Below are 15,336 nucleotides of genomic sequence, written 5' to 3' on the forward strand. Positions count from 1 at the left end.
CGCTCTGAGACAGAAATCGGTGGATTCTCGTCATAAGCCGTAGTGTCGGCGCAAGCGCCGCCTAACCGAGGCAGCCCGGGCCCAACAGCGCCTTGAGATCGCCCATCAGCGCCGACGACGGGGTGACCCGCAGCGACTGATCGAGCTCGAGCGTGGTGATCCGCTCGCCACTGATCAGCCGCAGGTGCACCTGCGCGGTGCCCGGGTGGTTGGCCAGCACCTGTTTGAGCGCACTCACCTTGTCGATCGTGCATTGCCGGGTCGGCAGACTCACCGCGAGCGGCCGGTCCGCCTGGGCGCTCGTGAAGTCCGGGACCACCAGTTCGTGGGCGATCAACGCGATCCGGTCGTCGCGTGCGGCGACCTTCGCCTTGACCAGAACCACGACGTCGTCGGCGATCTCGGCGCCGAACAACGAGTACGTCTGCGGGAAGAACAGCACCTCGATGCCACCGGTGAGATCTTCGAGTTGCGCTGAGGCCCAGGGCAACCCGTTCTTGTTGACCCGTCGGTTGACCGAGGCCAGGATGCCGCCGACCAGCACCTGCGCGTCATTGGCGACGTCACCGTCGAGGATGGCCGGGATCTGAGTGTCGACTTGATTGGCCAGCAGGTGCGCGACGCCGTTGAGCGGGTGCCCGGACACGTACAGGCCGAGCATCTCGCGTTCGAGCGCCAGCTTGTGCTTGTCCTCCCACTCCTCTTCGGGAACTTTGATCGCGAACGCAGAGTACCCGGTGTCGGTGTCCGCCCCATCCCCGCCGAACAGGTCGAACTGACCCATCGCCTCGGCCTTCTTGGTGCCGAGCACCGAATCGACGGCGTCGGTGTGCACCAGGAACAGGCCCTTGCGCGGATGCCCGAGCGAATCGAACGCGCCCGCCTTGATCAGCGATTCGGTGACCTTCTTGTTGCAGGCGGCGATGTCGATCTTGTTGAGGTAGTCCGAGAAGTCGGTGAACTTGCCCTTTTCGGTGCGGGTATTGATAAGCGACGCAACGACGTTCGCGCCGACGTTACGAATGGCGCCGAGCCCGAACCGGATGTCGTCGCCCACCGAGGCGAAGTTCTGCACCGACTCGTTGACATCGGGCGGCAGCACGGTGATGCCGAGCCGGCGGCAATCGGCCAGGTAGACCGCGGCCTTGTCCTTGTCGTCACCCACCGAGGTGAGCAGACCGGCCATGTACTCGGCGGGATAGTTCGCCTTGAGGTACGCCGTCCAGTAGGACACCAGACCGTAGCCGGCGGCGTGCGATTTGTTGAACGCGTAGCCGGCGAACGGAAGGATGGTGTCCCACAGTGCTTTCACCGCGCCTTCGGAGAATCCGTTGGCGGTCATGCCCTCCTTGAAGCCCTTGTACTCGGCTTCGAGCACCTCGAGCTTCTTTTTACCCATGGCCTTACGCAGCGCGTCGGCCTTGCCCATCGTGTAGGAGGCGACCTTCTGCGCGATGAACATGATCTGCTCTTGGTAGACGATCAGGCCGTAGGTCTCGGCCAGGATGTCCTTGAGCGGCTCCTCCAGCTCGGGGTGGATCGGTTTGATGGCCTGTCGGCCGTTCTTGCGATCGGCGTAGTCGTTGTGGGCGTTCATGCCCATCGGGCCGGGGCGGTACAGCGCCAGGACTGCCACGATGTCGTTGAAGCCGGTGGGCTGCATACGGCGCAGCAGGTCCCGCATGGGGCCACCGTCGAGCTGGAACACGCCGAGGGTGTCGCCACGGCCCAGCAGTTCGTAGGCCGCCGGGTCGTCGAACGGCAGCGTCTCGAGATCCAGGTCGATGCCGCGGTTGGCTTTGATGTTCTCGATGCAGTCACCGATGATCGTCAGGTTGCGCAGGCCCAGGAAGTCCATCTTGAGCAGGCCGATGGCCTCGCACGACGGATAGTCCCAGCCGGTGATGATGGCGCCGTCCTGCGGCCGCTTCCACAGCGGGATCGCGTCGATGAGCGGCTCGGAGCTCATGATCACCGCGCACGCGTGCACACCCGCGTTGCGGACCAGGCCTTCCAGGCCACGTGCCGTCTCGAAGATGGTGCGCACATCCGGATCGGTGTCGATCAGAGCCCGGACCTCGGCGGCTTCTTTGTACCGCTCGTGGTTCGGATCGGTGATCCCCGACACCGGGATGTCCTTGGCCATGATCGGCGGCGGCAGTGCCTTGGTGATCCGGTCGGCGATCGCGAAGCCCGGCTGCCCGTAGTGCACCCGTGCCGAGTCCTTCAGCGCCGCTTTGGTTTTGATCGTGCCGAACGTGATGACCTGGGCGACCCGGTCGCTGCCCCACTTGTTGGCCGCGTAGCGCAGCATCTCGCCGCGGCGGCGGTCGTCGAAGTCGATGTCGATATCGGGGGCGGACGGGCGCTCCGGGTTGAGGAAGCGCTCGAACAGCAGCCCGTGCGGGATCGGGTCGATGTTGGTGATGCCCAGCGCGTAGGCGACGAGCGACCCGGCTGCCGAGCCACGGCCGGGCCCCACCCGGATGTCCACCGAACGCGCGTAGTTGATCAGGTCGGCCACGATCAGGAAGTACGACGGGAAGCCCTTGTCGCAGATGACCTTGATCTCGTAGGCCGCGCGCTCGGTGTACTCGGCAGGCACCGCGTCACCGCGGAAGCGCCGCTGCAGACCCGCCGTCACCTCGTGCGTCAGCCAGGAAGCCTGATCGTGCCCGTCGGGCACCGGGAACACCGGCATCCGGTCGGTCGGCTCCCACACCTCGGCGTAGGACTGCACGCGTTCGCCGATGAGCACCGTCGCGTCGCACGCGCCCGGCACCTGGGAGTCCCACAGCGCCCGCATCTCCTCGGCCGATTTGAGGTAGTAGCCGTCGCCGTCGAACTTGAACCGGTTCGGGTCCGACAGCGTCTTGCCGGTCTGGATGCACAGCAGGGCTTCGTGGTTCTGCGATGCTTCGCGCGTCACGTAATGGCAGTCGTTGGTCGCCAGTGGCGGGATGCCGAGCTTCTGCCCGATCTCCAGCAGGCCCTCGCGGACCCGGCGCTCGATGTCGAGGCCGTGGTCCATCAACTCCAGGAAGAAGTTCTCCTTGCCGAAGATGTCGCGCCACTTCGCGGCGGCCTCGAGCGCCTCCTGCCGGTGGCCGAGCCGCAGCCGCGTCTGCACCTCGCCGGACGGGCAGCCGGTCGTGGCGATGATGCCCTCGGCGTGTTCGGCGATGAGCTCGGCGTCCATGCGCGACCACTTGCCGAGCTGTCCTTCGAACGAGGCCAGCGACGACAGCTTGAACAGGTTGCGCAGGCCCGTGGCGTTCTCGGCGACCATCGTCATGTGCGTATAGGCGCCGCTGCCCGAGACGTCGTCGCCCTTCTGGCTCGGATCGCCCCACTGGACCCGCTTGGTGTCGAACCGGGAACCGGGGGCGATGTAGGCCTCGACACCGATGATCGGCTTGATCCCGGCCTTGGTCGCCGAGTTGTAGAACTCGCTGGCGCCGAACATGTTTCCGTGGTCGGTCATGCCGATCGCGGACATGCCCAACCGCTGCGCCTCGGCCAGCATCGGGGTGATCTTCGCGGCGCCGTCCAGCATGGAGTACTCGGTGTGGTTATGCAGGTGCACGAAGGACCGCGAAGATGAACCGCTCATAGGCACGCCAGTCTATTGCGCCCCACCGACACATCCGGGCGTGTCGGATCGCGTGTCTTTGCCGGCTGTTCAGATCCCCCGTTCGGCGTCTGCCAGCAATCCCCTGCCGAGTACTTGATCAAGTTGCCTGGTTATCAATCGAGGGTTCGGAACACGCCCACATCCCGCCCAGGCGCCGACACCCCACAGGATCGCGTGCAGAAGTTCGGCGATCGGTCCCGGCTGGGTGTGCGGCGGCAGTTCGTCGCGCGCGATGGCGTGCGCGACGACGTCGTCGAGGAACCCCCGGATCGCCGAAACCGACGCGTTCGGCAGAGCGGGATTGCGTCCGGCTTCCAGGCGCGCGCTCACCAGGAACGCGACCATCGTCGGGTCGCGATGCCACACGTCGACCAGCGCATCGACCAAGGCGCCCAAGCGGTTCAGCGGCGCGTCGTGTTTTCCGGCCTGGTCGATGCACCGATTGACGACACCCGCGGCATCCTCGACCAGCGAGTCGTACAGCGCCGCCCTGGTCGCGAAGTAGTAGTTCAACGTGGGCCTGCTGAGCCCGGTGCGCTTGGCGATCTCCTGGAAGGTCAAGGCCGCATAACCGCGTTCGTTGATGATCTGGCAACCCGCGCGCTTGATGGTCGCCCGTGTCTGCGCGGAATCCGCACCCACCGGCCTACCGGGTCCGCGGCTGGGCCGAAGCCCCCCAGCTTCAGTCATGAGCAAACGCTATGACATAGCTACGGAGGCGTCAACATAGACCTTCCGGCAAACTTGGGCGCTAATCCCGGCGACTGACAGGGCGCGCCGGCGGTCGTCGTTGTCGGCCTGTCACCGTGATGACGATTCCGGCTCCACCCGATCGACAGTCTCGGACGCGGAGTCTTCGGATCTTCGCGATCTCCGGGCCAACGCCTCGACCGCCATGATCGCCAACGCGAGCCAGATCAGCGCGAAACCGATCCAGCGGCCCACCGGCATGGGCTCGTGCCCGATCAGTACGCCCCAGGCCATCTGCAGCGCCGGGTTGAGATAGAACAACAGCCCGAGCGTGACCAACGGCAGTCGTTGTGCGGCGGCCGCGAACAGCAACAACGGAATCGCCGTCACCGGTCCGGCCAACAGCAGCAGCAACGCGTGACCGGTGCCGTGGTTGACGAAGTTCGCCTGGCCCAGAACCTGCAGGGCGACGAGATAGCCCCCGGCGATCGGCAGTGCGATCAGCGTCTCGACCGCCACGGAGACCCGCGGGTCGGCAACGACCACTTTCTTGACCAACCCATAGAAAGCCCAGCTGAACGCCAACGCGAACGCGATGTAGGGCGGCGCGCCGACTTCGACGGTCAGCAGCACCACGGCCGCGACCGCCAGCAGCAGCGCGACGAGCTGCCAGCGCGTGATGCGCTCGCGGAACACGAGCACGCCCAGCGCGACACTGAGCAACGGGTTGATGAAGTAGCCGAGCGCGGCGTCCACCACATGTCCGTGCGTGACGGCGTAGATGTAGACGCCCCAGTTCACCGACACCAGCGCCGACGCGAGCGCCAGCTGCAACCACGTCCGCCCGCCGAGCCGGCGTAGATCGCCCAGGCGGCGAGCCACGACGACCACCAGGAACAGGAACACCGCGCTCCACACGATGCGGTGCGCGAGGATCTCCAGCGGCCCGGCCGGAAGCAGCAGCAGGAAGAATCCCGGGCACAGGCCCCACCAGGTATAGGCACCCGTGCCGAACAGGAGTCCGGACCGCCGCCTGTCGCTCACAGCTGGTGGTTGCGTAGTTTGTCGAGCGCGTCCTGGAGGTCCGCGGGGTACGGGCTGGTGATCTCGATCCGGCGACCGTCGGCGGGGTGGGCGAACGCCAACGACCGGGCGTGCAGCCACTGTCGTTCGAGCCCAAGCTTTTTCGCCAGCGTCGGGTCGGCGCCGTAGGTGATGTCGCCGCAACACGGATGGTGCAGCGCCGCGAAGTGCACGCGGATCTGATGGGTGCGCCCGGTCTCCAGTTCGATGTCGAGCAGGCTCGCGGCCTGGAACGCCTCGAGCGTGTCGTAGTGGGTGACGCTGTGCCTGCCGCCCTCGACGACCGCGAACTTCCAGTCGTGGCCGCGGTGGCGGCCGATGGGCGCGTCGATGGTCCCGCTCGACGGATCCGGGTGGCCCTGCACCAACGCGTGGTAGCGCTTGTCCACCGTGCGCTGTTTGAACGCGCGTTTGAGCACCGTGTAGGCGCGCTCCGACAACGCGACGACCATGACGCCCGACGTGCCGACATCGAGCCGGTGCACGATGCCTTGGCGCTCGTGGATGCCGGACGTGCTGATCCGGAAGCCGGCGGCCGCCAAACCGCCCAGCACCGTCGGGCCGTGCCAGCCGACCGTGGCATGCGCGGCCACCCCGGGCGGTTTGTCGACCGCGACGATGTCGGCGTCGGAGTACAGGATCTCCATGCCCTCGATGTCGACCGGGGTGTTCTCCACCGGTGCAGGCGCTTCCGGTAGCCGTACCTCGAGCCAGGCCCCGGCGACAAGCTTGTCCGATTTACCGGCCGGTGCCCCGTCGATGTCGACACCGCCCTCCTCGGCGAGCGCCGCGACGACGGTTCGGGACAGGCCGAGCAACCGGGCCAAGCCCGCGTCGACCCGCATGCCCGCCAGGCCCTCAGGGACCGGCATCGACCGGGTGGCCACTATGAGGGCTCGGCCTGGCGGCCGACCGTGCTCGATTCGTCGGTTTGGGCGACCTCACCGGCGGGTTTCGCCGGGGGGTCGGCGGGCTGCGCATCCGCGCCCGACGGCGCATCCGGCCGCCGGCGACCGACCGTGTCGAAATCGAACCCGAACAGCGAGAGCGCCACCAGCAGGATCGCGCCACCCACCACCGACGGGTCGGCCACGTTGAACACCGGCCACCAGCCGACCGAGAAGAAATCGACGACATGGCCACGCAGCGGGCCCGGTGAGCGGAAGAACCGGTCGACCAGATTGCCTGTCGCGCCGCCCAGGATCATGCCGAGCCCGATCGCCCACCATGGCGATACGAGCCGCCGGCCCATCCAGACGATTCCGATCACCACACCGGTCGCGATGAGCGTCAGCACCCAGGTGTAGCCGGTGGCCATCGAGAACGCCGCCCCCGAGTTGCGCACCAGGGTCCACGTGACGGTGTCGCCGATGATCGACACCGGCTGACCGGGCGTCAGGAGCCGCACCGCGAGCACCTTGGTCACGACGTCGAGGAACAACACCACTCCGGCGACCGTGAGCAGCAGGCGTAGCCGACGCCTGGGCGGTGCAGGGGATTCGGCATCCCCGGGTGCGTCGGTCACCGGCTCCGCCGGCCCTGACGTTTCATCAGTCACTCCCCCATCATCCCAAAGTGCCGGTGCGGAACAATCGCGACCGTGACCCGGGCTGCTGACATCGTCGTGATCACCACTGGCGGCACCATATCGACCAGCACCGACATCGCGGGCGTACGGCGTCCGACGCTCCATGGCGCCGACCTCATGGCGGGCCTCCCGACCGCGGGCAACGTGCAGGTGATCGACCTGATGACGGTAGACAGCGCACTGCTGGGGCCGGCCGAGTGGGACCGTATCCGAGCCGCCGTCGCGACGGCTGCCGAAACGGCGGACGGCGTCGTGGTGACCCACGGCACCGACACCATGGAAGAGACCGCGCTGTGGCTGGAGCTCACCTATGCCGGCAGTGTGCCCGTCGTCCTGACCGGCGCCCAGCGCGGCTCCGACGCGCCGGACAGCGATGGACCGGCCAACCTGCGCGACGCGCTGGTTGTGGCGTCCAGCCCGCGGGCCCGCGGTCTCGGCGTCGTGGTTAGCTTCGCCGGCGCGGTGTGGCAGCCCCTCGGTATGCGCAAGCGGTCCACGAGCGATCTTGCCGCGTTCACCGGTAGCCGCCTGGGAACCGTCGATGGCGACGTGTTGGAGGTTTCCGCGCAGAAGACGCGTCCCTTCCTCGGCGCCCTGGTTGCCGCGGATGCGCCGCGCGTCGACACCGTCGCCACGTACCCCGGCGCAGACACCGCCGCACTGGACGCCGGTGTGGCGGCCGGGGCCCGCGGCGTCGTGCTGGAGGCGATGGGCTCGGGCAATGCCGGCACGTCGCTGATCGACGGAGTTCGACGGCACTGTCGCGGCGGCGTCGTCGTCGCGGTGTCCACCCGCGTGCCCGACGGGCCGGTCCGCCCGGAGTACGGGCCTGGCCGGGACCTGGTGGACGCCGGGGCGGTGGTGATGTCGCGGCTGAGGCCGGCACAGGCCAGGGTCTTATTGATGGCGGCACTGGCTTCCGGCCGGCCGGTTGCCGAGATCGTGGATGTCTGGGGTTGACGTCGCCGGTTCAATGAAAGCTATGCGCCAACACTTCATCGCAGTTGCCGCGATCGGCGTGTTGGGGCTTGCCGCGGCACCGGCCGCCGCGGCCGATCCGCCGGTCGGCGCCGACGACATCGACCGCTATCCCATCGCGCAAGGGCACTACAGCTCGCCCACCGACTTCTACGGCGTGTTCTTCAAGACGCCGGACGGCCGGGCCTGTGGCATCGGACCCAACGGCGGCCCGGTGGGATGCGATGCGGTGCCGATCGACGCGCCGCCCGGCATGAACCAGACCGTGGTCAACAGCGGCGTCGCCGCGACGTACCGGTTCTCCGACCACCCGTCGTTCACGCGCGACGTCGACGTCCTGCCCGAGGGGCACCGACTGGAGAACTGGGGAGCCAGTTGCGGTGTCGGCTACCAGGGCACGGTGACGTGCAAGACCTACGGCCGGCACGGCTTCATCCTGTCGGCAGGCTACGGCGTGCTCTGGTAGTCGGTAAGGCCATCGAGGTAGTCGGCCCAGTCCAGGCTGTCGACCGGATTGGCGCGCGTGAACCCCGGCGTGTCATCGGCGAACGTGCGCGCAGGCCCGGGTCCGGACGCCCTGGTCTCGAACCGCACCGTCATCACGCCGTGGCCGGCGCCCTGCACCCAGCCGTGCCCGTGGTCGGGGTGGCTGACATCGTCACCGATCCGCCAGACGGACGCGGGCTGCGCGGCCGGCGCGCCGGGATCGGACGTGTACGCCGGCTGGTGCGTGTCCGCTATCTCCTGCGGCTGCTCCAGATCCGGGAACAGCGATTCTTGCCTGGTGTCGGTCAATCCCGAAAAGCCAACGCCGACAAGGCGAATCGGGCCCACTTCCACAGGGTCGAGCAGCAGCCGGCGCGCCGTACCGATGAGTGTGGCCGACTCGGTGGTCGCGTACGCCAACGTGGCGGATCGGGTCAGCGTGCTCATGTCGGATTTCTTCAGCTTGACGGTCACCGTGCGCGCCCCGCGGCCGTCCTTCTCCAGGCGCCGATGGGCGTGCTCACCGATCGGGCCGATGGCGTCCTGCAGCTGTGCCAGGGTCGTGAGATCTTCTGGGAACGTCGATTCCGCGCTGATCTGCTTGGCCTCGGCCCGTTCTGCCACCGGCCGGTCATCGATGCCGCGGGCCAGCCGGTGCAGTGCGGGGCCGATCGTCGTGCCGAGCACGCTGGCGGCTTCGGTGTCCGACAGTGCCGCGAACGCGCCGACGGTCTCGATGCCCAACCGGTGCAGTTTCTCCTCGGCGACCGGGCCGATCCCCCACAGCCGGCGCACCGGAAGGCCTTCGAGCAGTAGGGCCTCCTCGTCGCGAGTCACGACGCGGATACCGTCGGGCTTGGCGAGCCCCGACGCGATCTTGGCGATCTGCTTGCCCGAGCCCGCGCCGACGGAGGCCACCAGACCGGTCTCGGCCAGCACCTTGGCGCGCAGATGCTGGCAGAACACCTCGACATCGGCGGCACCGGCACCCACCAGTTCGGCCGGTTCGCCGAACGCTTCGTCGAACGAGAGTTGTTCGAGTACGGGGACGACACTGCGCACGGTGTCGAGCGCCCGACGGCTGGCCACGCCGTAGACCGCGCCGCGCGGTGGAAGCACGACGGCGGGGGCACCGACGAGTCTGCGGGCCTGGTGCATCGGCATCGCCGAGCGTGCGCCGTAGCGCCGGGCCTCGTAGCTCGCGCCGGCCACGACGCCACGCCCGCCCAGGCCGCCGACCAGCACGGGCCGTCCGCGCAGCGTCGGCCGCGTCAGCTGCTCGACCGATGCGAAGAACGCATCCATGTCCAGGTGCAGGACCCAGCGTCCGCTCGCAACCCCGAATGCGGCGCCCTCCATGACTGCCGATGCTAAGGCGTTAGCCTGACCAGCATGGAGCCGGATGACGTGCCGATCAGCGACGAGTCGATTCGCCTGGGGCAGTTCCTCAAACTCGCAGCGCTGATCGACAGCGGCGCCGACGCCAAGGCCGCGATCGCCGATGGTTTGGTGACGGTCAACGGCGACGTGGAGCTGCGGCGCGGCCGCCAACTGCGCCCGGGTGACGAGGTGTCGCTCGGGTCGCGGTCAGCGCGCGTCAGCCGGGGCTGACCCCCGCGGTCACGCCTTCGTGATCTCCACCCGGACACCGTCGCCGATCTCTGCTCCGTCGGCGACATCGGTGAATTCGAAACTGGTGGCCAGGATTTCGCCCGCGATGAGGTCACGGTGCGTGCGTGCCCACGCCAGGTAGTCCGCCGGTACCGACATCTGCACGAAGATCCGGTCCGAAACCTCAAGCCCCGTCGACTTGCGCAGCTCCTGCAGTTCGCGGATCCGGTCCTTCGCCCAGCCCTCGGCCTCCAGTTCCTCGGTCACCGTGCCGTCCAGCACCACCAGGCCCGTACCGTCGGGCAACGCCGCGGTCCACTCCGGATCGGCGGCAACCAACTTCGAGGTGTACTCCTCGGGCTGCAGTACCACCGGGCCCGCGGTGAGCGTGCCGTCGGGGTTCACCACGCCCTCCCCCGCCTTGACCGCCTTGATCGCAGCCTGGACGTCCTTGCCGATACGCGGGCCTGCCACCCGCGCGTTGACCGCCAGGTCGAACCGTCCATAGGCCGGGACATCGTCGGTCAATTCGACCTGCTTGACGTTGAGCTCGTCGGCGATCAGCTCGGCGAACGGGGCCAGACTGTCCGGATTCTCCACCGCCACAGTGAGTTTGGGAAGCGGCAGGCGGACGCGCAGTTTCTTGGCCTTGCGCAGCGAGGACCCGACCGAGCACACCTCGCGCACCTGGTCCATCGCCGCGACCAGATCCGGGTCCTTGGGCAGCACGCCGGCCTCCGGCCAGTCGGTCAGGTGCACCGAGCGCTCACCGGTCAGGCCACGCCAGATCACTTCCGTGGCAAGCGGCAGCAGCGGCGCGGCGAGCCGGCACGTCACCTCGAGGACGGTGTGCAGCGTGTCGATGGCATCGGCATCTTCTTCCCAGAAGCGCGAACGTGACCGGCGCACATACCAGTTCGTCAGCGCCTCGGTGAACTGCCGCAGCTCGTCACAGGCCCCCGAGATGTCGCAGACGTCCAGCGCGGCGGTGAGGTCGTCGCGCAACTGCGCGAGCTTGGCGAGGATGTAGCGATCGAGCACATTCGCCGAATCCGTACGCCACTTGCCCTTTTCGGGTGCGTACAGCGCCAGGAAGCTGTAGGCGTTCCAGAGCGGCAGCAGTACCTGGCGGACACCTTCACGGATGCCCTGCTCGGTCACGATGAGGTTGCCGCCGCGCAGGATCGGCGAGGCCATCAGGAACCAGCGCATGGCGTCGGACCCGTCGCGGTCGAACACCTCGCTGACGTCGGGGTAGTTGCGCAGCGACTTGCTCATCTTCTGGCCGTCGTTGCCGAGCACGATGCCGTGCGACACACAGGTTTTGAAAGCCGGCTTGTCGAACAGCGCCGTCGCCAGCACGTGCAGGGTGTAGAACCAGCCGCGGGTCTGGCCGATGTACTCGACGATGAAGTCTCCGGGGAAGTGCGCGTCTGATCCTGCCGCATCGCCGTTGCCGCTGACGCCGTCGAACCACTTCTGGTTCTCGAACGGGTAGTGAACCTGCGCGTAAGGCATCGAACCGGAGTCGAACCACACGTCGAGCACGTCCTCGATACGGCGCATGGTCGATTTCCCGGTGGGGTCATCGGGATTGGGGCGGGTCAGCTCGTCGATGTAGGGCCGGTGCAGGTTCGTCGGCCGTACTCCGAAGTCGCGTTCGAGTTCGTCGAGGCTGCCGTACACATCGATCCGCGGGTAGGCCGGATCGTCGGACTTCCACACCGGAATCGGGGTGCCCCAGTAGCGGTTTCGTGAGATCGACCAGTCCCGGGCGCCCTGCAGCCACTTGCCGAACTGGCCGTACTTGACATGCTCGGGGTACCAAGTGATCTGTTGGTTGAGCTCGACCATCCGGTCCCGGAACTCGGTCACCCGGACGAACCACGACGATACGGCGCGGTAGATCAACGGATTACGGCAACGCCAGCAGTGCGGATAGGAGTGCTCGTAGGTTTCGTGGCGCAGCAGCACCGCACCGTTGACTCCCGCGGACCCGTCGCCGTTCTTGAGGTCACGGATGATCTGCGGGTTGGCGTCGAACACATGCTGTCCCGCGTAGTCCGGCACGGTTTCGTCGAAACGGCCCTTGGAGTCGACGGGCGTGACGGCAACGATGTCGGCGGCATCGGCCGTGGCCTTGTCATCCTCGCCGTATGCCGGCGACATGTGGACGATGCCCGTACCGTCCTCGGTGCTGACGAACTCGGCGGGCAACACCTGGAAAGCGTTGGGCGAGCCCATGAAATACGGGAACGGCGGCAGATAGCGGATGCCGAGCAGATCGCGCCCCGAATATGTGCCGACGATCCTGGGCTCCTCACCCAACTCCCTGGCATACGCCGCGAGCCTGGCCTCGGCGAGCACGTACCGACGGCCGTCGGCACCCTCGACCTGCACATAGGTCACATCGGGGTTGACGGCGACAGCCTGGTTCGACGGCAAGGTCCACGGTGTGGTGGTCCAGATCAGCAGGTTGGCGCCTTCCAGCTCGCCGCCTTCGACCCGGAAGCCGACGGTCAACGCCGGATCCTGGCGGCTCTGGTAGACGTCGTCGTCCATGCGGAGTTCGTGGCTGGACAGCGGGGTCTCGTCGTTCCAGCAGTACGGCAGCACGCGGTTGCCCTCGTAGGCCAGACCCTTGTCCCACAACTGCTTGAAGGCCCAGATGACCGATTCCATGAACGACGGATCGAGGGTCTTGTAGTCGTTGTCGAAGTCCACCCAACGGGCCTGCCGGGTCACGTAGGCCTGCCATTCGTTGGTGTACTTGAGCACCGAGGCACGACACGCGTCGTTGAACTTCTCGATGCCCATCTCTTCGATCTGGGCTTTGTCGGTGATGCCGAGCTGGCGCTGGACCTCCAGCTCCGCCGGCAGCCCGTGGGTGTCCCAGCCGAATCGCCGCTCGACCTTGTAGCCGCGCATGGTGCGGTAGCGCGGCACGATGTCCTTGACGTAACCGGTCAGCAGATGGCCGTAGTGCGGCAGGCCGTTGGCGAACGGCGGCCCGTCATAGAAGACGTACTCCTCGGCGCCGTCGCGCCGCTCGACACTCGCCCGGAAGGTGTCGTCGCGGGCCCAGTAGTCGAGCACCTCGAGCTCCCGCTCGGGGAAGTTGGGTGCGGCCGGCTTGGGATAGGCGGTCACTGGCTTCGTCTCCTGTGCCTGAAGTTCGGCACGGGGACGACGTCGCGCCGGTGCGCGAGCGCCGCGGTACCACCCCGCTTGCGCGCAGAATGCGCGCCGCTCAACTGTCGGGCGATGACGGGCCCACCCGTTCGGTTCTACTTGGCCGGGCGGGACGAATCCCGCCGCGGCCGTTCTTCCGAAGGCTCCCCGGTGATGGCCGGATCAGCGCCGATGCATCAAGTTTAAAGGCCGACGCAAATCGGGTTGCCCGGGCTAACCGGACGTCACCTCGATGAGCGCCGACGGGAACTGTTCGGCCAACTCCTCGACGGTGTAGGCATCGAAACTGCGGACGTCGAAGGACCAGTCGACCGTGAGCCCACCGGCCGGACCGGGGTGCACGCGCAGCTCCAACAGGTACTCGCCGGGCTCGGCGAAGACGCCTTCGCCGTAACCGATGCGTACGGCAGCCCCGATGGGGGCGGTACCGGTCGTCGCCGAGCGAGCCGTGGCCAGCAGTTCGGACCCCGACAGGCCGCGTTGCGATACGCACGGCACGGCGACGCGGCGCGATGCGCCGTCGTGCGTGTCGACATCGACGACGAGGATTCCGTCACCGATCACCCGCGCGACGGTACGACCCAATGCCGCCACCAGGATGTCTTCGGCAGCGCATCCCATCGCGGCCTGCGCGCCGTGGAGTTCGGCGGCGAGGACGCTGTCGAGGACATTCGAGGTCGTCGACCGGTCGACAGGACGGGGTGGCGTGGCGGTGGCGTGATCAGCAATCCAGCACGTCACGCCCGACGCGCCGGTCAATAGAGGAGCAGCCATGCCGTCAACGCTAGCCATACTGTCCCAAAAATGGGAGAGCAGTGCCAGAACTCTTACACGCCTGTCAATTAAGGAACAGCCACAGACATTCCGGTTCGTGATGCCCGAGATCGACAGTGGGGTTTATGGTGTGGTAGTGCCCCGCACCGATGAGAACGGCAGGCAACTCAAAGCCCTGTTGGACTACCTGCTGGACGGCGAGATCGACGCCAAGGCGATTTACACCGCCCTCGGGGTGTCGAGCAGTACGTATTACCGGCGCATCAAGGAAGCCGACTATCCGAACGCCGAGGAGTTGCGCCAGGTCGCTGACCGGTTCCACCTGAGCTACCCCGACCTGCAGATCCGGTTCGGCTTGATGAGCCGGCAGGAGGTCTGGCACTACATGGAATCAGCGCCCGTCACCGTGGCGCCGGTCGAGACCGCGACTCGGGTGAGCCGACCCAAGAAGCTCTCCGAGCTGTCCCCCCGTCCGGATGCGCCACCCCTTTAGCCATACGATTTGCTGAAACGCAAACCCGCCCGAGGCAAAATCTGATGTCCGTAGCCATACTCATCGCCATCACATTGCTCTGCATCATGTGGAGCTTGTGGATCAGGCGAGTCACCTGGACCTGCCGGTGGGAGGTCGCCGCCACCCTCAACATCGCGCTTCAGGGGCTGGCCGTGCTGCTGATGTCGCCGTTCGCGTCGGAGACCGTCGGACAGCTGCTCTATCACCTCACGGGCAAGTGGAACGTCGAGGACTACATCGGCCACGACTGCTACATCGTCGCGGCATCGGCGGTGGTCTACAACGCACTGGGCCGGCTGCAGGACGACTACGGGATGCAGCACTCGTTCAAGCAGTATGTCGAGCGCCCCGCCACGGTGTGCATCCCGTTGCTGCTCGCCGCGTTCACATTCGGGAACGGCGCGGCCGTGTACCGCCCGGACTTCTTCCAGGTGCCCACCGATTTCTGGCTCAACGTCTACTGGGCGCTGCTCTGCGGCATGCTCATCTATCTGCTGGGCTACGGTGTCCGCGCGATGCTGATCCTGCGCCGCGACCCCCGGTCCCGGCGGATCGCCAACATCTACCTGTTCGCTTCGGTCAGCGGCATTCTCGCGTGCGTCGTGCGGATCGTCACCGCGTTCGTGCCGCAATTGCAGCCCATCGAGAACGGCCGCATGGTGTGGCTGTTCGCGTGCACGTGCGGCGCGGTCTTCGCGCTGTCCGCCGCGCACTCGTGGCGGTTGAAGACACGGGTCTTCACCGACGCGAGGCGGTGAGCGCAGCGGCCGAACCGCCACGTTGACC

Annotated in this window: 13 protein-coding genes; 5 read left to right on the plus strand and 8 right to left on the minus strand. The window is 67.1% G+C overall.

The window, feature by feature from the left end; translation table 11 throughout:
- Positions 1-61: 61 nt before the first annotated feature.
- The 5 genes from dnaE to lspA form a co-directional block, all read right to left on the minus strand.
- Positions 62-3,613, minus strand: coding sequence for a DNA polymerase III subunit alpha (gene dnaE / locus AWC31_RS18795; protein ID WP_085145606.1), 3,552 nt, complete (start codon positions 3,611-3,613; stop codon positions 62-64).
- Between the two features lie 69 nt (positions 3,614-3,682).
- Complete coding sequence (locus tag AWC31_RS18800) at positions 3,683-4,324, minus strand: TetR/AcrR family transcriptional regulator (protein WP_085145607.1); 642 nt, start codon at positions 4,322-4,324, stop codon at positions 3,683-3,685.
- 111 nt (positions 4,325-4,435) lie between these two features.
- A complete protein-coding gene (gene rarD / locus AWC31_RS18805) occupies positions 4,436-5,368 on the minus strand; it encodes an EamA family transporter RarD (RefSeq protein WP_085145608.1) in 933 nt (310 codons plus the stop codon).
- Entirely contained in the window at positions 5,365-6,279 is a 915-nt protein-coding gene (locus AWC31_RS18810; protein ID WP_198538805.1) for an RluA family pseudouridine synthase, read from the minus strand. The genes rarD and AWC31_RS18810 overlap by 4 nt, the downstream gene beginning before the upstream one ends.
- Before the next feature lie 14 nt (positions 6,280-6,293).
- Positions 6,294-6,965, minus strand: a complete 672-nt coding sequence (gene lspA, locus AWC31_RS18815) for a signal peptidase II (protein WP_067845391.1) — start codon at positions 6,963-6,965, stop codon at positions 6,294-6,296.
- A 42-nt stretch (positions 6,966-7,007) separates the two neighbouring features.
- On the opposite strand from lspA, the gene AWC31_RS18820 reads away from it, so the two are divergent.
- Positions 7,008-7,955, plus strand: a complete 948-nt coding sequence (locus tag AWC31_RS18820) for an asparaginase (RefSeq protein WP_085145609.1) — start codon at positions 7,008-7,010, stop codon at positions 7,953-7,955.
- Positions 7,956-7,977: 22 nt separating this feature from the next.
- Entirely contained in the window at positions 7,978-8,439 is a 462-nt protein-coding gene (locus AWC31_RS18825; protein WP_085145610.1) for a hypothetical protein, read from the plus strand.
- Here the strand turns inward: AWC31_RS18825 and AWC31_RS18830 are convergent.
- On the minus strand, positions 8,421-9,818 hold the full coding sequence (locus AWC31_RS18830) for a DNA polymerase IV (RefSeq protein WP_085145611.1): 1,398 nt from the start codon (positions 9,816-9,818) through the stop codon (positions 8,421-8,423). The two genes, AWC31_RS18825 and AWC31_RS18830, sit on opposite strands and share 19 nt — an antisense overlap.
- A 33-nt stretch (positions 9,819-9,851) precedes the next feature.
- On the opposite strand from AWC31_RS18830, the gene AWC31_RS18835 reads away from it, so the two are divergent.
- A complete protein-coding gene (locus AWC31_RS18835; RefSeq protein ID WP_085145612.1) occupies positions 9,852-10,070 on the plus strand; it encodes an RNA-binding S4 domain-containing protein in 219 nt (72 codons plus the stop codon).
- 9 nt (positions 10,071-10,079) lie between these two features.
- Here AWC31_RS18835 and ileS read toward each other — a convergent pair whose 3' ends face one another.
- Together ileS and AWC31_RS18845 are read right to left on the minus strand one after the other, a co-directional pair.
- Positions 10,080-13,220, minus strand: a complete 3,141-nt coding sequence (gene ileS, locus AWC31_RS18840) for an isoleucine--tRNA ligase (RefSeq protein ID WP_085145613.1) — start codon at positions 13,218-13,220, stop codon at positions 10,080-10,082.
- Between the two features lie 255 nt (positions 13,221-13,475).
- The gene (locus AWC31_RS18845) at positions 13,476-14,036 is read right to left on the minus strand and encodes a hypothetical protein (protein ID WP_085145614.1); all 561 of its coding nucleotides are present in this window, start codon (positions 14,034-14,036) and stop codon (positions 13,476-13,478) included.
- Positions 14,037-14,172: 136 nt separating this feature from the next.
- Here AWC31_RS18845 and AWC31_RS18850 point away from each other — a divergent pair, with 136 nt between their 5' ends.
- Together AWC31_RS18850 and AWC31_RS18855 are read left to right on the plus strand one after the other, a co-directional pair.
- Positions 14,173-14,529 (plus strand): DNA-binding protein, encoded by a 357-nt coding sequence (locus tag AWC31_RS18850; protein ID WP_067845372.1) that lies wholly within the window; start codon positions 14,173-14,175, stop codon positions 14,527-14,529.
- A 44-nt stretch (positions 14,530-14,573) separates the two neighbouring features.
- Positions 14,574-15,308 (plus strand): hypothetical protein, encoded by a 735-nt coding sequence (locus tag AWC31_RS18855; protein WP_067845370.1) that lies wholly within the window; start codon positions 14,574-14,576, stop codon positions 15,306-15,308.
- Positions 15,309-15,336: the final 28 nt, after the last annotated feature.

The organism is Mycolicibacterium wolinskyi (assembly GCF_002101965.1).
In the GTDB taxonomy this organism is placed as follows: domain Bacteria; phylum Actinomycetota; class Actinomycetes; order Mycobacteriales; family Mycobacteriaceae; genus Mycobacterium; species Mycobacterium wolinskyi.